At 71.6% G+C, this 22,009-nt stretch carries 17 protein-coding genes and 1 pseudogene; 5 read left to right on the top strand and 13 right to left on the bottom strand.

The genetic code is table 11. From position 1 onward, the window contains the following. Positions 1-6: 6 nt before the first annotated feature. From AB0M52_RS04405 to AB0M52_RS04385, 5 genes and pseudogenes are all read right to left on the bottom strand, one after another. Positions 7-1,656: a DUF262 domain-containing protein gene (locus tag AB0M52_RS04405; protein WP_363948749.1), complete on the bottom strand. Its 1,650-nt coding sequence runs from the start codon at positions 1,654-1,656 to the stop codon at positions 7-9. A 12-nt stretch (positions 1,657-1,668) separates the two neighbouring features. Beyond that, a complete protein-coding gene (locus tag AB0M52_RS04400; protein WP_363948746.1) occupies positions 1,669-2,520 on the bottom strand; it encodes a hypothetical protein in 852 nt (283 codons plus the stop codon). Continuing rightward, positions 2,510-3,769 carry an AAA family ATPase gene (locus tag AB0M52_RS04395; RefSeq protein ID WP_363948744.1) on the bottom strand — a complete coding sequence of 420 codons (1,260 nt, stop codon included), beginning with the start codon at positions 3,767-3,769 and terminating at the stop codon, positions 2,510-2,512. The genes AB0M52_RS04400 and AB0M52_RS04395 overlap by 11 nt, the downstream gene beginning before the upstream one ends. 70 nt (positions 3,770-3,839) lie before the next feature. After that, positions 3,840-4,493 carry a prolyl oligopeptidase family serine peptidase gene (locus AB0M52_RS04390; RefSeq protein WP_363948741.1) on the bottom strand — a complete coding sequence of 218 codons (654 nt, stop codon included), beginning with the start codon at positions 4,491-4,493 and terminating at the stop codon, positions 3,840-3,842. An 827-nt stretch (positions 4,494-5,320) separates the two neighbouring features. Beyond that, positions 5,321-5,992: pseudogene (locus AB0M52_RS04385) on the bottom strand (S9 family peptidase); the annotation flags it as partial. 81 nt (positions 5,993-6,073) lie between these two features. Between AB0M52_RS04385 and AB0M52_RS04380 the strand changes: the two are divergent. Beyond that, positions 6,074-6,283, top strand: coding sequence for a type II toxin-antitoxin system VapB family antitoxin (locus AB0M52_RS04380; RefSeq protein ID WP_363948739.1), 210 nt, complete (start codon positions 6,074-6,076; stop codon positions 6,281-6,283). Continuing rightward, a complete protein-coding gene (locus tag AB0M52_RS04375; protein ID WP_363948737.1) occupies positions 6,280-6,699 on the top strand; it encodes a PIN domain nuclease in 420 nt (139 codons plus the stop codon). The genes AB0M52_RS04380 and AB0M52_RS04375 overlap by 4 nt, the downstream gene beginning before the upstream one ends. Positions 6,700-6,722: 23 nt before the next feature. Here AB0M52_RS04375 and pglW read toward each other — a convergent pair whose 3' ends face one another. After that, entirely contained in the window at positions 6,723-10,853 is a 4,131-nt protein-coding gene (gene pglW / locus AB0M52_RS04370) for a BREX system serine/threonine kinase PglW (RefSeq protein WP_363948735.1), read from the bottom strand. 122 nt (positions 10,854-10,975) lie between these two features. On the opposite strand from pglW, the gene AB0M52_RS04365 reads away from it, so the two are divergent. The 3 genes from AB0M52_RS04365 (at position 10,976) to AB0M52_RS04355 (ending at position 14,431) form a co-directional block, all read left to right on the top strand. Beyond that, positions 10,976-13,528 (top strand): AMP-binding protein, encoded by a 2,553-nt coding sequence (locus AB0M52_RS04365; RefSeq protein WP_363948733.1) that lies wholly within the window; start codon positions 10,976-10,978, stop codon positions 13,526-13,528. Positions 13,529-13,559: 31 nt separating this feature from the next. After that, positions 13,560-13,991 (top strand): DNA-binding protein, encoded by a 432-nt coding sequence (locus AB0M52_RS04360; RefSeq protein ID WP_363948731.1) that lies wholly within the window; start codon positions 13,560-13,562, stop codon positions 13,989-13,991. Between the two features lie 83 nt (positions 13,992-14,074). Next, positions 14,075-14,431: an MmcQ/YjbR family DNA-binding protein gene (locus AB0M52_RS04355; protein WP_363948729.1), complete on the top strand. Its 357-nt coding sequence runs from the start codon at positions 14,075-14,077 to the stop codon at positions 14,429-14,431. Positions 14,432-14,512: 81 nt separating this feature from the next. Here the strand turns inward: AB0M52_RS04355 and argH are convergent, their stop codons facing one another. From argH to argJ, 7 genes are all read right to left on the bottom strand, one after another. Further along, entirely contained in the window at positions 14,513-15,976 is a 1,464-nt protein-coding gene (argH, locus tag AB0M52_RS04350) for an argininosuccinate lyase (protein WP_363948778.1), read from the bottom strand. 14 nt (positions 15,977-15,990) lie between these two features. After that, positions 15,991-17,196 carry an argininosuccinate synthase gene (locus AB0M52_RS04345; RefSeq protein ID WP_363948727.1) on the bottom strand — a complete coding sequence of 402 codons (1,206 nt, stop codon included), beginning with the start codon at positions 17,194-17,196 and terminating at the stop codon, positions 15,991-15,993. Continuing rightward, positions 17,193-17,708, bottom strand: coding sequence for an arginine repressor (locus AB0M52_RS04340; RefSeq protein ID WP_363948725.1), 516 nt, complete (start codon positions 17,706-17,708; stop codon positions 17,193-17,195). The genes AB0M52_RS04345 and AB0M52_RS04340 overlap by 4 nt, the downstream gene beginning before the upstream one ends. After that, positions 17,705-18,631, bottom strand: coding sequence for an ornithine carbamoyltransferase (gene argF, locus AB0M52_RS04335; RefSeq protein ID WP_363948723.1), 927 nt, complete (start codon positions 18,629-18,631; stop codon positions 17,705-17,707). Before argF ends, AB0M52_RS04340 begins: the two co-directional genes overlap by 4 nt. Continuing rightward, positions 18,628-19,905, bottom strand: a complete 1,278-nt coding sequence (locus tag AB0M52_RS04330) for an acetylornithine transaminase (RefSeq protein ID WP_363948722.1) — start codon at positions 19,903-19,905, stop codon at positions 18,628-18,630. Before AB0M52_RS04330 ends, argF begins: the two co-directional genes overlap by 4 nt. Beyond that, positions 19,902-20,897 carry an acetylglutamate kinase gene (gene argB / locus AB0M52_RS04325; RefSeq protein ID WP_363948719.1) on the bottom strand — a complete coding sequence of 332 codons (996 nt, stop codon included), beginning with the start codon at positions 20,895-20,897 and terminating at the stop codon, positions 19,902-19,904. Before argB ends, AB0M52_RS04330 begins: the two co-directional genes overlap by 4 nt. Then, positions 20,894-22,009, bottom strand: a 1,116-nt coding sequence (gene argJ, locus AB0M52_RS04320) for a bifunctional glutamate N-acetyltransferase/amino-acid acetyltransferase ArgJ (protein WP_363948717.1), incomplete at its 5' end; no start/stop codon positions are given. The genes argB and argJ, both read right to left, overlap by 4 nt.

Here is a 22,009-nt window from a genome sequence, read left to right as displayed (position 1 = left end):
CGGCCACTATTCCGAGTCGTCGTCGGCCACGCCTTCGATGCTCCCGAAGACCGGCACCCCGAGGCGGTCGGCGAAGGCCCGGAGTCGTTGCTCCAGGAATTCGGTGCGGTCGTCGACGAAGATCTGGTTGCCGTTGCCGCCCTCGCACAGCCGCCGCCACGCCTTGATCGGAATGCCGTGGCTGTCGAGGATCTGCTCGTCCCGAGGCAAATTGAGCCCCTTCAGCGCGGCCAGCACCCCGATGTTCGGGGTGGTGAGAAAGATCAGCCGGTTGGCGGGACGGCTGTCCTTCGGCACCACGTGCCGGAAGATCTGGCTGTCCGCGGCTTCGAGCTGCTTCACCACGTCGAACGGCTGGCCCAGCATGTCCAGTCGCCGGGGAAACTCCGCTGTCTCCCACGCCACGTACGCCTTGGTGCGGGCGCTGTTGAGGTTGAACGACTCGGGCATCGGCTGCACGTCGCTTACGTCCGGGTCGAGATCACCTGCCTCGCTGGCGAACGCCTGCATCTCCTCCAGCGCCTTACGCAGCATCGTGGAGGTGGCTCCGGCGAAAGCGCTCGACCAGGAGGTCACCCAGAACCAGCGGCGCAGCCGGTCGTACTGCCAGCGGCTCGGCTCGGGGCAGACGTGGAAGAACATCGCCAGCAGCACCAGCTGATGCGAGTACGGCAGGAATTTTGCCTGCGGCAGGTTCACCCCGGTGCGCAGGAACCGTGCGGCGAGGTGTACGGCGCGGTCGGTCTGCGGCAGGGCGTCGTGCAGGCGGTTCTGCATGTAGTTGGCGACCAGGCTCCACCGGGGCGACATGATGTCGGTTTCCCCGGCGATCGCCAGCAGCGCGCGGAACACCGCCTGCCGGGGCAGCTCACCGAAACCCGTGTCGGCGACGGCGGCGACGATGTCGTCGATCCGGCTGGCCAGGGAGGGCTGTTCCCTGCGATAGGTCAGCGCGGAGACCATCTGGTCCGGATCCATCCGGGTGCCGGTTCGGTTGAGTCTGGCGTAGACGTTGACCGCCTGCTCGATGCTGGCCCCGTCAAGACGAACCAGTGTCAGCTTGTACCCCTTGATGCGCTGGGCGACCGCCTCGGCCTCCCGGATCAACGAGTCCGCCTGGTCGGGATCCTTGACCGACAACTCCACTCGGTGAAAGTGCCGGAGGAAGTCCCGGGTGCGCATCACCGCGGCCAGCGGCAGCAGGTGCGGGGAGAATTTCCCGGACCGGTGATGGCGGTAGCGGTCCGAGCCGAGTGGGTCGGGGCGCAGGTCCCGGTAGATCTGCCAGATCCAGTCTGCTTCGTTTTCCGCTGGGCCGTCCCGCAGCGGACGGTTCAGCACCCCGAACAGCGTCGACACCCGCTGGTGCCCGTCGAGCAGGTAGGACACCTGTCGACCTTCCGGCGGCGGCGGGATCGGCAGGCCACCGATGCTGTTCAGCGAGGGCACCCGCTCGTTGGTACGCCAGAGCAGCAGGCTGCCGATCGGGTAGCCGCGTTCGATGCTGTCGAACAGCTCCAGCATCTGGTTCGGTCGCCAGACGAACGGACGCTGGAACGCCGGCACTCGGATCTCACCCCGACCGATGCCGCCCAGCAGATCATCGACGAGTGCGATGGTCGGGTCGGGCCGGATCTCGGCCTGGTCGGTGCGCATGGCCCCAGTCTCCTACAGGATCCGGTGGATCATCGCGAGCAACTCCCGCAGCTCCGCCACGACGTCCGGGCCCAGCTCGGCGAAGTCCTCCTCTGCGAGGGCCAGCTCGGCCGGGAAGATGCGCTTGGGCACCCGGCACCGGCGGTCCTTGAACCACTCCTTGAGATGCAGGTAGCCCCGCCGTTCCGGCTCGATCGCCCGCAATTCCTCGACGTGGTCCAGCCGGTAGAGAAAATGGTGCTCCCAGAGCCGGAACGGTGCGTAGTTCTCCATCATCCGCCAGGCCAGCAGGTGCACCTCGGCGACACCGTGCTGGACGCACTTCTCGACCTTGTCGTGGTTACGCCCGGGGTGGCCGGCGTGCTCACGGTCGCTGTCGAAGAGCACCGCGACTCGGACCAGCACCGCGAAGCCGGCACGTTCGTCGGCCGCCAACTCGGGAATGTCGCCGCTGCCGCCGCCATGGCTGAAACACAGCCACTGGCGGCCCGGGGAGAGTGCTTCCACCACCCGGTGGTCCCCAAGCGCCGCCGCCACCGCGCGGACGAAACCACCGTCGGCGATCCGGTTTTCCACCACCAAGGTGGCTGGCCGCCGTAGGTCTGCCACGAACTCCTTGAGCTTCGCGGCGGTGATCGTGGCGACCGCCGGTGCGGCAGGGGCCGGGTTCGCTGCCTCCACCAGTGCCTTCTGCACGAACTCCGACAGCACCCGGGCTTCCTCGTTGGCGAACCGCTCGGCGCTAAGCGCAACCGGCAGGCTCGGCCGCCACTCGTGCCGCCCCTCGACGGCCAGCGCCAACAGTTGGATCACCGAAAGGCGGTCGCCGGACGTGAAGACCTCGGGCTCAATGTCAAGACGCATAGCCACTCTGCCTCAGCTGGGCGGCCGCGAGTGCGCGCACCTCGTGGTAGTCCTGGGAGAAGTAGCCCTCGGGCCACTCGTCGTCGAGGTTGCCCAGCCGGTCGATGCCGACCTGCCGTATGTCGGAGACGCCCTCGTGCTGTTCGACGACGTACACCGCCACCATCTCCGGCGGCCAGCCCTCGGCAATGTGGCGACGCAGCCGCAACAGGAGAGTCTCGCTGTGGGTCTCAACAAGAAAGCGGGTGCCAGTGTCCCGCGCGGTGTTGAGGTAGAGGTCCGCCAGCGCGGCATGGGCGCCGGGGTGCAGATGCATCTCCGGTTCCTCAATAATCTGCAACGCGGGCGTCGCATCCTTACCGCGTAGCTCGTCGATGGCGCACTGCACGAGGATCGGGAGCACCTGCGAGAGCCCGGTGCCGGCATCGGCCAGGTTGACCCGGACTCGGCTGCCACGTCGGGTGAGCACCGTGGACCACAATGGTCCCGCCTCGATCTCCTCGATCTGCCAGTCCGGCACGATGGACGCCAGCATCTTGTTCACCCGTGTAATCAGGTCGCCGGTGTTACGCGCCTGGTCGTGCGCAAGGATGCCGAGCGTCCCTTGACCCTGCTCGCCGATACCTCTGGGTGCACCCAGCGGTAGCCGGTGCTGTCGCTCGGGCCGGTCCCGATAGGCGCTCAGGAATCGAATCGGTCCAAGGGACAGGCTGCTCCGCCGCTCATCGAGAAGGCGCAGCTCAGGAATACCGGCCGGGCGTGGCCGCAGCCCGGCGAACTTGACAGGTCGCACGGCTGGCGCACGCTCCGGCACCTTGATCCGGTATTCGTAGCCCCCGTAGCCGTCTGCCATCGTCGGTTGCCAGGAGAGCTTGACCTCCTGCTCAGCCAGCCCTACACGCAAATCCGAGACAAAGGCCGATCTGTCCTCGTCGACAAGCTGGATCGTCACGTCCATCGCAATTGGAGACGGACCGTCAACCTCGAAGCCGAGGAAGAACTTGCCGTGTGGGCTCTGCTCGAACACGAGGTCGGCGAACCCGTCCACCGGCTGTGGTTGCAGCCGGTCCAGGTCGAGCGGTGCCGTGCTGGTGGTGTTGAAGCCGGTGGCGATGACGAGCGGAGCGCGGGTCAGCACGCTCTTGCCGGAGTTGTTCTTGCCGAGCACCACGGTCACCGGGGCCAGCTCGATCTCCTGCCGGTCCCGGAAGCAGCGGTAGTTCTCCAGCACGATCTTGCGAAGCGGCATTCCTAGACTTTTACCACAATCTGTGACCGCGCGAGTGCCGTCCGAATGGCCACACTGGACAGTCTGATCGTCACGTCGGCTCGACGACCAGTGCCGATCGTCGGTCGCCAGCCCGGGAACGCTGCTCCGGCACAGCAGCCTCGGCCAGCTTTCGCCAGAGGAACTCCAGCGCCAGCGCCCAGACGAAGGCGCGCTGCTCGTTGTTGGCGGCGGCACCGTGCCCGCCTTCGACGTTCTCGTAGTACGACACGTCGTGGCCGTGCTCCCGCAGACGGGCCGCCATCTTGCGGGCGTGCCCGGGATGCACCCGGTCGTCCCGGGTCGAGGTCACGAGCAGCACCGCTGGGTACGCCGGCTCGCTGCAGATGTTGTGGTACGGCGAGTACTCCCGCAGGTACGCCCAGTCCTCCGCGCGGTCCGGATCGCCGTACTCGGCCATCCAGGAGGCGCCGGCCAGCAGCCGGTGGTAGCGCCGCATGTCCAGCACCGGCACGTGCGCGACGACTGCGCCGAAGAGCGCCGGGTAGCGGGTCAACATCACGCCCATCAGCAGTCCGCCGTTGCTGCCGCCCTCGATGCCGAGCTGCGCCGGCGTGGTGATCCCGCGCGCGACCAGGTCGGCCGCCACCGCGGCGAAGTCCTCGTACGCCCGGGTCCGGTTCTCCCGCAGCGCGGCCCGGTGCCACTGCGGGCCGTACTCCCCGCCGCCCCGGATGTTCGCCACCACGTACGTGCCGCCCGGGCCAGCCAGCCCCGGCCGATCACGCCGCTGTAGTGCGGGAGCTGGGGGATCTCGTAGCCGCCATACCCGGTGAGCAGCGTCGGCCCGGCGGGCGCGTCTGGGTCCCCCACCATGAAGTACGGCACCTGGGTGCCATCGGCCGAGGTGGCGAAGAACTGGCGTACCGTCAGACCTTCGGCGTCGAAGAACGCGGGCTCCCGCTTGAGGATCTCGACGGCACCGCCGACCTGCCCGAGCCGGAGCGCCGCCGGCTGGAGAAAGCCTTCCGAGGCGAGCAGGTAGGCGTCGTCGTTGTCGGGATCGGTGTCCACGATCGAGCTGTGCTCATCCTCCGGCAGCCCCGCGAGCGGTTCCCGCCGCCAGCCGGTCTCGCCCGGCGTCAGCACCTCCAGCCTGCTCCGCACGTCGGCGAGGGTGGCCAGGATCAGCTGGTTCCGCGTCCATACCCAATGGTCGAGCGCCGTGCGGGCGTCGGGCTGGAAGAGCAGCGTCAGCTCCCGCACCCCGGCGAGGAACGCGTCGAAGCGGGTCGCCAGCAGGGCACCTGCGGGATAGACCGCATCACCCACCGCCCACGGCGAGCGCGGCCGAATAAGCAGCCACTCCCGGTGTACGTCGCACTCGGCGTCCTCCGGCACCGGGATGCGGATCCGCTCCCCCGCCTCCGTCAGCAGATAGCGCTCCCTGCGATAGAAATCCAAGGTGCGGCCCACGAAGTCACGCTCGAACCCGGGCGTGCGGTCGTGCGAGGCGTACACGGCCACGTCGTCCGCACTGCCCTCGCAGACGACCTCGGCCTCGGACAGTGGCGTCCCCCGCCGCCATCGCTTGGCGATGCGCGGGTACCCCGATGTGGTCAGCGAGCCGGGCCCGAAGTCGGTGGCCACGTAGATGTGATCCGCGTCGATCCAGCAGACCCCGCCCTTCGCCTCGGGAAGCGTGAAACCATCCGCGACGAAGGCCCGGCGAACAAGGTCGAACTCGCGGACCACCACCGCGTCCGCGCCGCCTCTGGAGAGGCTGATCAGGCAGCGCTCATAGCCGGGCCGCAGCACCGTCACGTCGCTCCAGACCCAGTTCTCGCCCTCCTCCGCCGCCAACGCGTCGACGTCGAGCAGCACATCCCATTCCGGCTCGGGCCGGCGGTACTGGTCGAGGGTGGTCCGGCGCCAGAGCCCGCGAGGGTGCGCGGCGTCCTGCCAGAAGTTGTAGTAGTAGTGGTCCCCGCGCCATCCCGGGTAGGGAATGCGATCGTCGGCGTCGAGCACCTGCCGGATCTCGACCCGCAGCGCGGCGAACCGCTCGCCCCCGGTCAGCGCGGCGACAGTCTCCGCGTTGCGCTCCCGCACCCACCCGGCGGCTTCCACCCCGCCCAGGTCCTCCAGCCACAGGTACGGGTCATCGCCCTCGCCAGTCAGCCTCGCCACCGCACAACTATCCCGGAGAGCGATCCGCCTTCGGGTCCACGCACCTGTCGGCATGGCGACTCAGAAGGACATGATATCAACGGCGAGTCAGATTGATATCATCGGTGAGTATCTGCTTACCAGAGAGGGCCACCCATGAGCCGGACAATCCTTGACGTCGACGATGAGCTACTCGCCGAGGCCAGCAAGATTCTCGGCACCACTACCAAGAAGGCCACCGTCAACGCCGCCCTCAAGGCTGTCGTTGACCGTGAGAAACGGCGGCAGTTCGCCGACTGGCTCAAGAGCGGGGGGCTGCCCGATCTGACGGGCCCCGTCGAGACGGCCGAGCCGGATGCAGCGTGAACCACGAGCATTACCTGCTGGACAAATCGGCCCTCGCTCGCTGGCCGAAGCCACGCGTGGCTCCGGTGCTCGGCGAACTCTCCGACAGAGGGTTGCTAGCGGTGTGTGGGGCGATCGAGATCGAGGTCATTCACAGCGCCCGCACCGCCAAGGATGCCCAGCGTGCCCGGTGGATGCTGAGCGGCTTCCGGTGGCTGGCAATGCCTGATGAGGTCTGGGACCGAGCCATTGATGTCCAGGTGCAGGCGTTACACAAGGGCAATCACCGAGCTCTGTCAATGGCCGATCTGCTGATCGCCGCTACCGCCGAGCGGCACGGAGTGACCGTGCTGCACTACGACGGCGACTTCGACCTGATCACCGCAATCACCGGCCAACCCACGACCTGGGTGGCCCCGGCCGGCACCGCCGACTGATCGGCGCGCTGAGCAGTTGCTGGCTACACCGTCACCGTCCCAGACCAGCCAGCAAGCTGGATCCAGTCGTCGGCGAGCCAGAGGGACTGGCTGGCCGGCGAGGTGAGCGGGAGCTGCACCCCGTCCAGCAGTGCCGGCTCGGGGCGGCGGGCCGGCACCAGCAGCAGTCGGGCGGCCGGGCGCGGCCGGGTCGGGTCGGCCAGTTCCTGGAGCACCCCGAGCTGCCCGTAGCGTGCCAGCGGCGCCGCCTCGGTGAGCAGCACCGGCCGCTCGGCGGCGGCGATCGCCGCACCGACCGCCGGCACCACCTGGTGCCGGACCAGGTCCACCAGGCTCCGGAAATCGGCGTCCAGCGGCGAGCCATTGTCGGCCGCCACGATCGCCTCCCACGGGAAGCCCAGCGCGCGCAGCCGCTCCAGCAGGATAGCCGTGACGTCCACTTCGACCAGCGGCAGCCGGGCCAGCAGCGCCCGCCGGGCCGGGCCGAGCCGGCGCAGCGGCGCCAGCACCGCGAGGAATGCCTGTCGCTCGATCGCCGAGGCGAGTCGGTCGCCCACCTCGTCGGCGGCGGAGAGCCCGAGCAACGGGGTGTGGGTGGTGCCCAGCCGGGTGCCGGTCACCGACGCGGTCGTGGTCGCCGACTTGTAGCGCCCGTCGTGCCAGGTAAGCGGCACCTCGGCCGCGGCCAGCAGGTCGTTGAGCGCGGGGCGGCTGGGCATCCGTTCCGCCCGAGGGAAGCGGCTGTGCACCCGGTCGCGGATCTGCTGTTCGCTGAGCCGCTGGCCGACCAGGCTACCCACCGACAACCGGAGGGCCCGCTCCGCCGGCATGCCCACCGGGTAGAGCTGCCCCTGCGCGTTGACGTCGACCTGATCGTTGCTACCGATCGCCGCGAGCTGCAACAACCGCAGATCCGCCACTGGCGGCATGCCGGCTGGCACGGGCAGCCGGCGTAGCTCGTCGATTGCCCGCTGCCGGGTCGGCAGCGGGTCGCCGTCCGCCAGGTCGGTGGCTCGGCCGCCCAGCTCCACCGCGTACTCGAGGAAGTCGGCGGCGGTGACGTCGGACGCCGGGTCGTCCAGCTCACGGGCGACCAGGACGATGCCGGAGGTACGGAACCGGTGGATGGCCACCCGGGCGTCCCCGCCGGTGCTCAGCTCGGCCTCGACGGCGGCGCGGACCAGGCCGATGGCCTGAGGCAGGCGCTTCGGGTCCGCCGTGTAGGAGCCGCGAGCGGCGATCAGCGCCTGCGCCAGTTCCTCGGCGGACATCACCGCGCCGCGGGCGTCGAGCAGCGCGACGATCTCGTTGCGTACCGCCTCCAGCGCCGGCTCGTCCAGCCAGGTTCTGGCCTGATTGTTGAGCAGCTTGGAGATCTGCGGCTGGCTGCGGCCGGTGGCTCGGGCCGCCTCGCTCTGCGCCGGCCAGCGCAGGAACTCGCCGTCGTCGGTGGCCGCCTGCCCGAGCAGCACCGCCAGGATGCGGTGGTTGCGGGACGACTTGGGTGGCAGCAGGGTCGCGCAGAGCGCCTCGACGCCCTGGGCCAGCGGCCGGTCCTCAGGGACCGTCGGCTCGTTGCCGCCGGGCAGCACCGCACGCAGGGCGCGCGCCTGGGCGATGATCTCCTTGCGGGTGGCGTCCGGCACCCCCTTGGCCCGGGTCAACGCCGACAGTTCCGCGTCCAGCAACTCGCCGACGGTGTGCATGCCCAGCCGTTCCAGCGCCGAGCGGGCCCGGGCGGTCAGCTCCGTGGCCGCCAGCGGCGACTCCCGGGTCAACCCCACCATCGCCGGCACCGGGCCGACCGGTGTCACGGCCGCCTGCGGGACCTGCTGGAAGATGGCCCGCCAGGCATCGGTCATCTCGTCGACGGTGTCGAACCGGGCCGACGCGTCCCGCGCCAGCGCCCGGGCAAAGAACTCCACCAACCGGTCGGCGACCGCCGGGTCGAACGCCGCCGGGTCGAGAGTCACCTCGTCGCTGATCGCGGCCGGGTTGGCGTGGTCACCCCACCTCGGCAGCATGCCGGTCGCCATCTCGTAGAGCACGACGGCCGCCGCGAACCGCTCCGCCGACGCGTCGTAGCGCAGCCGGCGCGGCGGCCCGAGGAACGGGTCGAGGTAGCCGACCGTGCCCGCCCCGATCTGATCCGCCGGTGACGACGAGAGCGAGAAGTCGAAGACGCACAAGTGCGGCTGCTTGTCCTTCGGGCGCGGCCGGGCCGCCAGGTTGGCCGGCTTCAGGTCGCGGTGCCAGACGCCCTGCCCGTCCAGGTAGTTGACGATGTCGAGCAGGTCCCGCCCGTACCGCTCCAGCAGGTCCAGCGCGAGCCGTCCGCCGCGCAGCTCCTCGGCGAGGGTCCGCCGCCCCGCGCTCTCCATCAACAGGGCGGTCCGGCCGCCGACCCGCACCGGACCGTCGACCAGCGCGGCCACTTGGTGGTGCTTCAGCCGGCTGAGGGTACGCGCCTCCGCGGTCAGCCGTTCCTCGTGCTGCTCGTCGCGGGCCACCTTCAGCACCAGGTCGCGGGAGTCCTCGCCGACCCGCCTGACGAGCAGGGCGACGGCGGTGGCGCCGGAGCCGAGCCGGTCCAGCACCTCCAGGCCCCCGTCGAGCACGTCGCCCCGGTGGGCCGACAGCGGATCGACCACTGGCTCCGGGTCCGGCGCGGTCAGCTCCTCCCAGACCTTCTCCAGGCTGGACCGGAACGCCGACACACCGGCAAGCCGCTGCCCGGGATCGCCCCGGGTCGCGTCGTAGATCAGCTTGACCAGCTCAAGCGGCATGCCGTCGACCGCGGCGTCCAGGTGCAGACCGCTGTCACGCACCGCGGCGACCAGTTCCTCGGGCGTCGCGGCCGGGGCCGCTCCGGCGAAGATCCGGTACGCGAGCGCGCCGAGGGAGAACACGTCGAGCTGGTGGCCGGGCAGCCGGGTAGCGTTCTCGGCCTCCGGAGCCTGGTAACGGCGGACCTCGTCGTCGAAGAACAGCTCCAGGCTGGCCGGATCGCTGGACGGGCCCAGCCGGGTGAGCTGGGTGGTGCCGGCCAGCCGCCCACCGGTCTGCCAGTCGGTCACCACCAACGTCGGCCGCGACCCGTCCGGGTCGCCTATGTAGATCGCCCGGGGCGAGAGCGCCCGGTGCGCCAGCCGGCGCGAGTGCGCGTAGTCGATGATCTCGGCGAGATCCTGCACCAGGTGCAGCCGCTGGGCCAGGGTGAGCGAGTCGCCGCGGCGCACCAGCCACTGGTCGAGGCGTATCCAGTCCTGCTGGTGGTCGAAGACGACCACGGGCCCCCAGGCGTGCTCGACCAGGTCGTGCGCCCGGGCCACCCCGGGGTGGTGGATGCCCTGCAGCAGGCGGAACTCCCGCTCCGCCGCCCTGCGGATGGCCGGCACCTCGTGCTCGGCCGCCCGGCTGGTCAGGTAGAAGCGGACGCGGCGCACCAGCGAGGTGTCCATCGCGTGCCCGGCGAGGAAATCCTGCCAGCCGAGCCCTTCGGCGAACGGCTTCGGATACAGCAGCAGTTGACCGACCTTCCGGTCGGCGACCGACGGCCGAATCTTGGCACCCCGGACCAGCTCGACGATCTGCCGCCCCCGTGCCTCGTCGACCCGGTGCGCCGGGTTGCGGGGCTGGGTCAACAGCAGTTCCTTGAGACCGGGCAACCCCGCGTCGTGTCCCTCCAGGCCGTACACGTGCTGCTTGCCGATCGGGTCCAGTCCCTTGGCGTCCATGGCTCTGGCATGCAGGAAGACCGCCGCACCGACGTAGGGTGCCTGGGCCTCCCTGCCCTGCTGGCGGGCGTAGTAGCGGATCAGGCTGGCCAGCCGCTTGGCCTTCCGATTGGCCAGGATGTAGGGGTTGTCCTCCGGGATGAGGCGGCTGTTTGGCGCCCGCCGCACCCACTGGGACCCGTCGCCACGGATCTCCCCCTGCCAGTGCTTCAGCTCCAGCACATAGAGGCCACTGGGGGTCAGCACCAGTGCGTCGACCTCGTTGATCGAGCCGTCGGCACCGACGAACTCGACGTTGGCCCAGACGTGGTAAGGGTCGGCATCGGGCAGGTAGCCAGCCAACTCGCGCAGCCCGTCCTGCTCCCACGGGTAGGAGCTGGCGTTGATCTGCTCCCAGCGCGGCGAATCCTCACGCATGCACTGGCTCCCTCTACCTTCAGGCGAACGCTGGCACCTTACCGCGGTGAGAGCCGGACGCCGAGCAGGCTGCGGGCCACCCGGCTGGGAATTAGGGCAGGCTTACCTTAGAGTGTGTCCCCGTGACATCCCCGTCCTCCCTGCTCCCGGCCGTCGAGGCGGTGCCGTTCGTCCGCGATCTGGCCGCCCATGGCGACCGTCCCGCGATCGTGACCCGGGACGGGACGATCTCGTATGCCAACCTCGCCGGGCGGGTCGCGCGAACCGCCGAGCGGCTCGGCGTCGGCCGGCGGCTGGTGCTGGTGGTCGGCGCGAACACCGTCGACTCGCTGGTGGCGTACCTGGGCGCGCTGCACGGCGGCCACCCGGTGCTGCTGGTGCCGGGCGGGCACGACGCCGCCCTCGCCAGCCTGGTCGAAACGTACGACCCGGACGTGGTCGTGGGCCCGGCCGGGGGCTGGCGCGTCGAGCACCGCCGGGCGGCCTCCGCGCACGATCTGCACCCGGACCTGGCGCTGCTGCTGTCCACCTCCGGCTCGACCGGCTCGCCGAAGCTGGCCCGGCTGTCGCACACCAACCTGCAGGCCAACGCCGAGTCGATCGGTGAGTACCTGGGCATCCGGGACACCGACCGGGCGGCCACCAGCCTGCCGCTGCACTACTGCTATGGCCTGTCGGTGGTCAACAGTCATCTGGCCCGGGGGGCCGCGCTGCTGCTGACCGATCTGTCGGTCGCCGACGCCTGTTTCTGGGAGCTGTTCCGGCAGACCCGGGCCACCACGTTCGCCGGGGTGCCGTACACCTTCGACCTGCTGGACCGGGTCGGCTTCGCCGAGATGGACCTGCCGCACCTGCGCTACGTCACCCAGGCCGGTGGCCGGCTGGCGCCCGAGCGGGTACGCCACTACGCCGAGCTGGGCCGGCGGGGTGGCTGGGACCTGTTCGTCATGTACGGGCAGACCGAGGCGACCGCGCGGATGGCGTACCTGCCGCCGGACCTGGCGGTCCACCACCCGCAGGCGATCGGCGTGCCGGTGCCCGGCGGCGCGTTCCGGCTCGCGCCGGTGCCCGACCACCCGGATCCGGCGGTCGGCGAGCTGCTGTACGCGGGCCCGAACGTCATGCTCGGCTACGCCGAGACCCCGGCCGACCTGGCCCTGGGCCGTACCGTCGACGAGTTGCGCACCGGAGACCTGGCCCGGCGCGGCCCGGCGGGGCTGTACGAGATCGTCGGCCGGCGCAGCCGGTTCGCGAAGATCCTCGGGCTACGGATCGACCCGGAGCGGGTCGAGGCGCTGCTGTCCCGGCACGGGGTCGCCGCCACCTGCGTGGGCGGGGACGACGAACTGGTCGTGGCCGTGGTGGGCGAGGCCGACGCCCGCAGCGTCCGCCGGCTGGTCGCCGAGGAGGTGGGACTGCCGCCACGCGCCGTGCGGGTGCTCGTCCTGGCCGAGCTGCCCCGACTGGCCAGCGGCAAGCCCGACCTGGCCGGGCTGCGGGCGCTGGCCACCACGCCGCCCGCCACCACGCCGCCCGCCGCCACACCGGCCGGTGACGCCGGGTCACCCGGCGACCGGACAGCGGTCGGCGACCTGTGCCGGCTGTACGCGGAGGTGCTCGACCGCGACGACATCCGCCCCGAGCTGAGCTTCGTCGACCTGGGCGGCGACTCGCTGTCGTACGTGGAGATGTCGGTCCGGTTGGAGCAGGAGCTGGGTCACCTGCCGGCGAACTGGCACACCCTGCCGATCGCGGCGTTGCGCGCACCACAGCGGCCACGCGGCCGGCGGCGGTCGCTGGAGACCAGCGTGGCGCTACGCGCGGCGGCCATCGTGCTGATCGTCGGCTCGCACATCCCGCTGTTCACTGTCACCGGCGGCGCGCACCTGCTGCTCGGCGTGGCCGGGTTCAACTTCGCCCGGTTCCAGCTCACCGCCGCCGGGCGGCGTGACCGGCTGCGGCAGATCGGGGCCAGCCTGGCCCGGATCGTGCTGCCGACGATGGCCTGGATCGGCGCGGTGATGCTGTTCAACGACCAGTACCGGGTGAGCACCCTGCTGCTGGTGCACAGCCTGTTCGGCCCGGACGACGCCCGCACCGAGTGGCACTTCTGGTTCGTCGAGGCGGTGGTGTACCTACTGGTGGGGCTCGCGGCGCTGGTCGCGCTACGGCGGGTCGACCGGCTGGAGCGCCGGCACCCGTTCGCCCTGCCGATGGGGTTGACCGTGCTCGGCCTGCTCGGCCGCTACGACGTGTTCGGCCTCGACGCCCGCTACGACCTGCCGGCCGCGCTGGTCGCCGGCTGGCTGTTCACCCTCGGCTGGGCCGCCGCCCGGGCGGACGGCTTCGGGCAGCGGCTGCTGGTCACCGCGGCGGCGGCGGTGACCGTGCCGGGGTTCTTCGGCCAGCCGTCCCGCGAGGCGCTGATCGTGGCCGGCTTCGCCCTGCTGGTCTGGCTGCCCACCGTGCCGAGCCTCGGCGTGGTCAACCGGGTCGCCGGGGTGCTGGCCGCCAGTTCGCTCTACATCTACCTGACCCACTGGCAGGTCTACCCGCATCTGCGGGACTGGCCGCTGGTGGCGCTGGCCGCGTCGCTGGCCGTCGGCATCGCCTACGCCACCGTGGTCGGGCGGGTCGGCCGCTGGCTCACCCACCAGGCTTCAACATTCCGTTGACAACACTTCGTTGAAGTGTTGGAATCGGCGCATGAGCGCGGATTCCCTCACCCCACCCGAGGCCGCCCAGGCCCGGGCCCACCGCACCTACGCGGCACTGCAACGACTCACCGAGCGGCACGCCGCCACCGTGCAGCAGCGCCGCCGGCACACCAACCCGTACGCCGCCGACCCCTACGAGGCGATCGCCGTTGTGCTGGCGCTGGCCGCCGGCGCCGCCGAACCGACCCCCGGTGAGGAAGCCGTCGACCAGGCCGACCTGCTCGCCGCGCTCACCCTTTTTCCCCACCTGCGGGCCGAGGTCGACACCCTGGAGACCGGACTGCTGAACCTGGCCCGCAGCCGTGGGCTGACCTGGCAGGCGATCGGGCACGGGCTCGGCCTGGGCAGCGCCCAGGCGGCCCGCCAGCGCTACGACCGGCTGACCGCCCGCACCGAACCGGAGGACCGGAGCCTTCCGTGAGCGGGACGCATGCACCGCCTCTCGGCGGGGCGGGCCGAAAGGCGGGAGACTGGCGGCAGGAACCGACCGGAGGTGCTGCCGTCATGGATCGCCGCGAGATGCTGGCGTACTGCCTGGGCAAGCCGGGAGCCTGGCTCGACCGGCCCTGGGAGGACGAGGAGGTGGTAAAGGTGGGCAGCCGGATCTTCGCGTTCCTCGGATCGGGCGAGGCCGGCGCGACAGTCGGCATCAAGTGCGGTCCGAATCGGGACGTGGCCGACGAGTGGCTGCACCGCTACCCGGCCGACGCCCGGGTGATGCGGTACATCGGCCGGTCCGGATGGAACACGCTCCGGATCGACGGCGCGATCCCCGCCGACGAACTGGTCGAGGCGATCGACGCGTCGTACGAGACGGTGGTCGCCAAGCTTCCCCGCCGCGAACGGCCCGCCGCCGGCTAAACCAGCGACCTCGACGCCGATGGCCTGCCCGGCCGGTGGCGTGGCACCCGGATCGCACCGCGCGCCACGCCTCGCCGGACGTCAGCGCGGGACGACCCGCTCGGCGGCCCACTCCCGCCAGCCGACCAGCCGGTCGGCGGCGGCGGCGAGCTGGTCGGCGACCGGGCCGGGGCCGGTCGAGCCGGGGGTGGTCCGGGCCGCGAGGGCCGAGCGGACCGACAGCACGTCGCGTACGCCCGGGTCGAGGTGCTCGCTGATGGTGGCCAGGTCGTCGTCGGACACCTCGTCGAGGGCGCAGTCCCGGGCCACGCAGAGCGCCACCAACTTGCCGGTGATCTCATGCGCGTCACGGAACGGCACACCCTTGCGGACCAGCCAGTCCGCCACCTCGGTGGCCAGCGAGAAGCCCACCGGCGCGGCGGCGACCAGGCGGTCGACGCGTACCGTCATCGTGGAGATCATCCCGGCCAGCGCCGGCAGCAGCAGTTCCAGGGTGTCGACCGCGTCGAAGGCCGGCTCCTTGTCCTCCTGCATGTCCCGGTCGTACGTCATGGGCAAGCCCTTGAGCATGGTGAGCACGCTCACCAGCCCGCCGACGAGCCGGCCCGACTTGCCCCGGGCCAGCTCGGCGATGTCCGCATTCTTCTTCTGCGGCATGATCGACGAGCCGGTGGCGAAGGCGTCGTCCAGCTCGACCCAGCCGAACTCGTGCGACGTCCAGAGCACCACCTCCTCGCCGAGGCGGGACAGGTGCACCCCGATCATCGCGGTGGTGAAGAGGAACTCGGCGACGAAGTCCCGGTCGGCGACCGCGTCCATCGAGTTGGCGAAGGACGTGCGGAAGCCCAGCTCCTTCGAGACCGCCACCGGGTCCAACGGCAGCCCCGAACCGGCCAGCGCCCCCGCGCCGAGCGGGCTGACCGCCGCCCGGTGGTCCCAGTCCCGCAACCGCTCCAGGTCCCGCAGCAGCGGCTGCACGTGGGCCAGCAACCAGTGACCGAAGGTGACCGGCTGGGCGTGCTGGAGGTGGGTCATGCCCGGCGCAGCGGTCGCCACGTGCCGCTCGGCCTGCTCGACCAGCGCCTCGGCCAGCTCGACCAGCCGGGCGGCCACCCCGCGGGCGTGGTCACGCAGGTAGAGCCGCAGATCCGTGGCGACCTGGTCGTTGCGGGACCGGCCGGCGCGCAGCTTGCCGCCGAGGCTGCCGAGCCGCTCCAACAGCCCGCGTTCCAGGGCGGTGTGCACGTCCTCGTCGTCGACGGTCGGGCGGAACGCCCCGGAGGCGCAGGCGGCCTCCAGGTCGTCCAGGGCGGCGAGGATGCGGCCCAGTTCCTCCGGGTCGAGCAGGCCCGCGCCGGCCAGCACCCGGGCGTGCGCCCGGGAGCCGGCGATGTCGTACGGGGCCAGTCGCCAGTCGAACTGGACGCTCACCGACAGTCGGGCGAGAGCCTCGGCGGGACCGCCGGCGAACCGACCTCCCCACAGGCTCGTCCGGTTGGCCGTTGCGCTGTTCTCGGTCAGGCTCTTGTCGTCCACCCCACCCATTGTGCTGCCCATGATCAGACACCACCCAACCGGGCGTCCCGGGCGGCGGCCATCTTGCTGGGCAGGCCCCACAGCTGCACGAAACCCTTGGCGAGGGACTGGTCGAAGGTGTCGCCGGTGTCGTAGGTGGCCAGACCGAAGTCGTAGAGGCTGGCCTCGGAGCGCCGGCCGGTGACGGTGGCCCGGCCGCCGTGCAGGCTCAGCCGCACCTCGCCGCTGACGTGCCGCTGCGCGTCGTCGATGAACGCGTCCAGGGAATCCTTCAGCGGAGAGAACCACAGGCCGTCGTAGACCAGCTCACCCCAGCGCTGGTCCACGCTGCGCTTGAACCGGGCCAGGTCCCGCTCGACGGTGACCGCCTCCAGCTCCTGGTGGGCGGTGATCAGCGTGATCGCGCCGGGTGCCTCGTACACCTCGCGGCTCTTGATGCCCACGAGACGGTCCTCGACCATGTCGAGCCGGCCGACGCCCTGCTCGCCCGCGCGCCGGTTCAGCTCCAGGATCGCCTGGTACGGGGTGACCGTCTCGCCGTCGATCGCGACCGGGACCCCGGCGTCGAAGGTGACGACCACCTCGTCGGCGTCGCGCGGCTCGGCCGGGTCGCCGGTGTAGGAGTACAGCTCCTCGACGGGGCCGTTCCAGATGTCCTCCAGGAAGCCGGTCTCCACCGCCCGACCCCACAGGTTCTGGTCGATGGAGTACGGAGAGCGGGCCGACACGTCGATCGGCAGCCCCTTCTCCTCGGCGAAGGCGATGGCCTTGTCCCGCGTCCAGGCGAAGTCCCGGGCCGGCGCGACGATCTTCAGGTCGGGGGCGAGCGCGCCCAGGCCCACCTCGAAGCGCACCTGGTCGTTGCCCTTGCCGGTGCAGCCGTGCGAGACGATGGTGCCGCCGTGCGCCCGGGCCGCGGCCACCAGATGCTTGACGATCAGCGGCCGGCTCAGCGCGGAGACCAGCGGGTAGCGGTCCATGTAGAGGGCGTTGGCCCGGATCGCCGGCAGGCAGTACCCGGCGGCGAACTCGTCGCGCGCGTCGACCACCTCGGCCTCCACCGCGCCGCAGTCCAGCGCGCGCTGCCGGATGACGTCGAGATCCTCGCCGCCCTGCCCGACGTCGACCGCCACCGCGATCACCTCGGCGCCGGTCTGCTCGGCCAGGTAGGGAATGGCGACGGAGGTGTCCAGCCCCCCGGAGTACGCCAGAACGATCCGCTCTGTCACGGTGTGCTGCTCCCTTCGACGTTCTCTTCGCGGCGGGCCCAGGCGGCGAGCCGTTCGCCGAGCGCGGCCCCGCCGTCGGCCTCGCGGGCCACCACGAGGATGGTGTCGTCGCCGGCGATGGTGCCGACGACCTCCGACAGGCCCGCCCGGTCCAACGCGCTGGCCAGGTAGTGGGCTGCGCCGGGCGGGGTACGCAGTACCGCGATGTTGCCGCTGGAGTCGACCTCGTTGAGCAGCTCGCGCAGCAGCCGCACGAGACGGGCCGGGGCCGCCTCGGCGTCGCGCAGCGGGCGGTAGCCGTCCTCCGGGATGAGGTAGACGGCCCGGCCGTCCCCGCCGCGGGCGGTGACCGCGCCGAGTTCCTTCAGGTCCCGGGAGAGGGTGGCCTGGGTGACCTGGACGCCCTCGTCACCGAGCCGTTCGGCCAGCTCGCTCTGCGACCGGATCGCCTGGTCGCGGATCAGCTCGACGATGCGGGCGTGTCGGGCGGCCCGGGTCAACGGTGCGGTCATGGTGTCTCCTCCAGGAGAAACGTCAGCAGCGCCTTCTGGGCGTGCAGCCGATTCTCCGCCTGGTCGAAGACGGCGCTCTGCGGGCCGTCGAGCACCTCGTCGGTGATCTCCTCGCCGCGGTGCGCGGGCAGGCAGTGCAGCACGATCGCCTCCGGCGCGGCGTGCCCGAGCAGCGTCTTGTTGACCTGGTACGGCAGGAACGGGGTGCTGCGGTCCAGCCCGTCGCTCTCCTGGCCCATCGAGGTCCAGGTGTCGGTGGCGACCACGTCCGCGGCCCGGACCGCGGCGACCGGGTCGGTGAGCGCCCGGACCGAGCCGCCGGTGCCGGCGGCGATCGCCTCGGCGCGGGCCACCACGTCGGCGGCGGGCTGGAACCCGGCCGGGCCGGCCACCCGCACGTGCATCCCGGCGGTCGCGCCGGCCAGCAGGTACGAGTGGGCCATGTTGTTCGCCGCGTCGCCGACGTACGCCAGGGTCCGCCCGGCGGTGCCACCGAAGCGTTCCCGGACGGTGAGCAGGTCGGCCAGCAGCTGGCAGGGGTGGAACCCGTCGGTCAGCGCGTTGACCACCGGCACGGTGGCCCCGCCGGCCACCTCGGCGATCCGGTCGTCGCCGTGGGTACGCAGCACGATCGCCGCCACGTAGCGGGACAGCACCCGACCGGCGTCGCCGAGGGTCTCGCCCCGACCGAAGTGGGTGACCTGGGTGTCCACCACGAGGGGGTGGCCGCCGAGTTCGGCGATGCCGGCGTCGAAGGAGATCCGGGTACGCAGGCTCTGCTTGTCGAACAGCACGGCCACCGAGCGGGGCCCGGCCAGTGAGGCGTACCCGAACCGGTCGGCCTTCATCCGGGCGGCCAGGTCGAGCACGGCGGCCTGTTCGGCGGGCGACAGGTCGTCGTCGCGCAGGAAGTGCCGGGTCACGCGCTGACCTCCGTGGTCGTCGGGCCGCTCGGCGCCGCGGCGGTCGGGATCTTGGTGTCGAGCTGCCCCTGCGGGGGCTCTTCCGTACCAAGATCTGCGCCGGCTGCCGATGCGGCGGCCGAGAGTGCGGTGGGAAGGGCGGTCAGGAAGGCGTCGGCCTGGTGGGCGGTGAGGATCAGCGGTGGGGCCAGCCGGAGCACGTCCGGTTGGATCGGGTTGACCAGGAAGCCGGCCGCGCGCAGCGCCTCGGCGGCGGCGGACGCCACCGGTGCGGTCAGCGTCACGCCGAGCAGCAGCCCGGCACCCCGGACGCCGTCGACCAGCGGGTGACCGAGCGCCTCGATCCCCCGGCGCAGCCGCTCGCCGACCCGCTTGACGTGGTCGAGCAGCCCCTCGTGGGCGATGGTGGAGATCACCGCGAGGGCGGCGGCGCAGCTGACCGGGTTGCCGCCGAAGGTGCTGCCGTGCGAGCCGGGACCGAGCAGGTCGGCGGCCGGGCCGAAGGCGAGGGTGGCACCGATGGGCAGCCCGCCGCCGAGGCCCTTGGCCAGGGTCACCACGTCCGGTTCGATCCCGTCGGCCTGGTGGGCGAACCAGTGCCCGGTGCGGCCGATGCCGGTCTGCACCTCGTCGAGCACGAGCAGCGCGCCGTGCCGGGTGGTGATCCGCCGGGCCGCGGCAAGGTAGCCGGCCGGCGGGACGACCACGCCGTTCTCGCCCTGGATGGGTTCCAGGATCACCATGGCGGTGGCCTCGGTGACCGCCGCTTCCAGGGCGGCCACGTCGCCGTACGGGACGTGGCTGACCTCGCCCGGCAGCGGGCGGAACGGGTCGGCCTTGGTCGGCTGGCCGGTCAACGCGAGCGCACCCATGGTGCGGCCGTGGAAGCCGCCGGTGGCGGCGACCACGTGGGTGCGCCCGGTGCGCCGGGACAGTTTGAACGCCGCCTCGTTGGCCTCCGCGCCCGAGTTGGCGAAGAAGACCCGCCCCGGCCAGCCCGCGAGGGCCAGCAGCAGCTCGGCGAGGGCCACCGGCGGCTCGGCGACGTACAGGTTGGACACGTGCCCGAGGGTCGCGACCTGCTTCGACACGGCGGCCACCACGGCCGGGTGGGCGTGGCCGAGGGCGTTGACCGCGATGCCGCCGAGCAGGTCGACGTACTCCCGGCCGGCCTCGTCGACCACGACGGCACCGTCACCGGAGACCAGGGCCAGCGGCGGCGTGCCGTAGTTGTCCATCATCGACTGCCGCCAGCGCCGCACCAACTCGCTCATGACGGGACTGAGCCTTCCTTGTTCGCGACTGCGGGGCTCGCAAGCTCATTCCTCGCGCTCACCGAGCCTTCCTTGTTCGCGACTGCGGGGCTCGCAAGCTCACTCCTCGCGCTCACGACCATGGTTCCGAAGCCTTCCGAGGTGAACACTTCCAGCAGCGTGGAGTGGGCGACCCGGCCGTCGACGACGTGCGCGGCGGGCACTCCCCCACTGACGGCCCGCAGGCAGGCCTCCATCTTCGGCACCATGCCCGACTCCAGCGACGGCAACAGCTTCGCCAGGTCATCCGTGGTGATCTCGCTGACCAGGCTGCTGGTGTCCGGCCAGTCGGCGTACAGGCCGGGCACGTCGGTGAGCACGACCAGCTTGCGCGCCCCCAGGGCGACCGCGAGCGCGGCGGCGGCGGTGTCGGCGTTGAGGTTGTGCAGCACTCCGTCGACGTCCGGCGCCACGGTGGAGATCACCGGGATCCGGCCGGCCGCGATCAGGTCGGTCACCGCCGAGACGTCCACCGACTCGACGTCGCCGACCTGCCCGATGTCGACCGGCTTGCCGTCGACGTACGCGGGCCGCCGCACGGCGGTGAACAGTCCGGCGTCCTCGCCGGAGAGACCGACCGCGAACGGTCCGTGGGCGTTGATCAGGCCGACGAGTTCCCGGCCGACCTGACCGACCAGCACCATCCGGACCACGTCCATCGCTTCCGGGGTGGTCACCCGCAGGCCGCCCCGGAACTCGCTGTCGATGCCGAGCCGGCCGAGCATGGCCGAGATCTGCGGGCCGCCGCCGTGCACCACGACCGGCTTGAGCCCGACGTAGCGCAGGAACACCATGTCGGCGGCGAAGGCCCGTTGCAGCTCGGGGTCGACCATGGCGTTGCCGCCGTACTTGACCACCACGGTGGCACCAGAGAAGCGGGCCAGCCAGGGCAGCGCCTCGATCAGCGTGGCGGCCTTGCCCTGGGCGCGGGTGAGATCCGAGGTCAGGCTCATGTCGAGTAGGCCGAGTTCTCGTGCACGTACGCGTGGGACAGGTCGTTGGTCCACACCGTCGCCTCGGCGGCGCCGGCGTGCAGGTCGATCCGGATGGTGACGTCCCGGCCGGTCAGGTCGACCTTCGACCGGTCCTCGGCGGCGGCACCGGACCGGCAGACCCAGATGCCGTTGACGGCCACGTCGACCTCGTCCGGCTCGAACGCGGCGGCGGTGGTGCCGACGGCGGCCAGGATCCGCCCCCAGTTCGGGTCGTTGCCGAACAGCGCGGTCTTCACCAGGTTGTTGCGGGCCACCGCCCGGCCCACCTCGACCGCGTCGTCCTCCCCGGCCGCGCCGACCACCTCGATGGTGATCTGCTTGGTGGCGCCCTCGGCGTCGGCGATCAACTGCTGGGCCAGGTCGTGGCAGGCGGCGGTGACCGCCTCGGCCAGTTCGGCCTCGCTCGGCGCGATGCCCGAGGCACCGCTGGCCAGCAGCAGCACGGTGTCGTTGGTCGACATGCAGCCGTCGGAGTCGACCCGGTCGAAGGTGACCCGGGTGGCGGCCCGCAACGCGGCGTCGAGCGTCTCCGGGCCGGCCACCGCGTCGGTGGTGAGCACGCAGAGCATGGTGGCCATGGCCGGGGCGAGCATGCCGGCGCCCTTGGCCATGCCGCCGACGGTCCAGCCGTCGCCGTGCGCCACGGTGCTCTTCGGCCGGGTGTCCGTGGTCATGATCGCCTCGGCGGCGGATGCCCCACCGTCCGGCGAGAGGGCGCGCACGGCGGCGTCCACGCCGGAGAGCAACTCGGGCATCGGCAGCCGCTCGCCGATCAGGCCGGTGGAGCAGATCGCCACCTCGCCCGCGCCGCCCTGGTGCGGGTCGGTCGAGGCCAGCGTGGCGGCGGCGTGCTCGGCGGTGGCGTGGGTGTCCTGGAAGCCGGCCGGGCCGGTGCAGGCGTTCGCCCCGCCGGAGTTGAGCACCACGGCCCGGACCACGCCGCCGTGGACGACCTGCTGGGTCCAGAGCACCGGTGCCGCCTTGACCCGGTTGCTGGTGAAGACCCCGGCGACCCCGGCGTCGGGGCCGTCGTTGACGACGAGGGCCACGTCGGGCGCGCCGCTGGTCTT

The organism is Micromonospora sp. NPDC051296 (genome assembly GCF_040682255.1).
Lineage (GTDB): Bacteria > Actinomycetota > Actinomycetes > Mycobacteriales > Micromonosporaceae > Micromonospora > Micromonospora craterilacus.
This window is presented reverse-complemented; position numbering and strand designations above follow the sequence as displayed.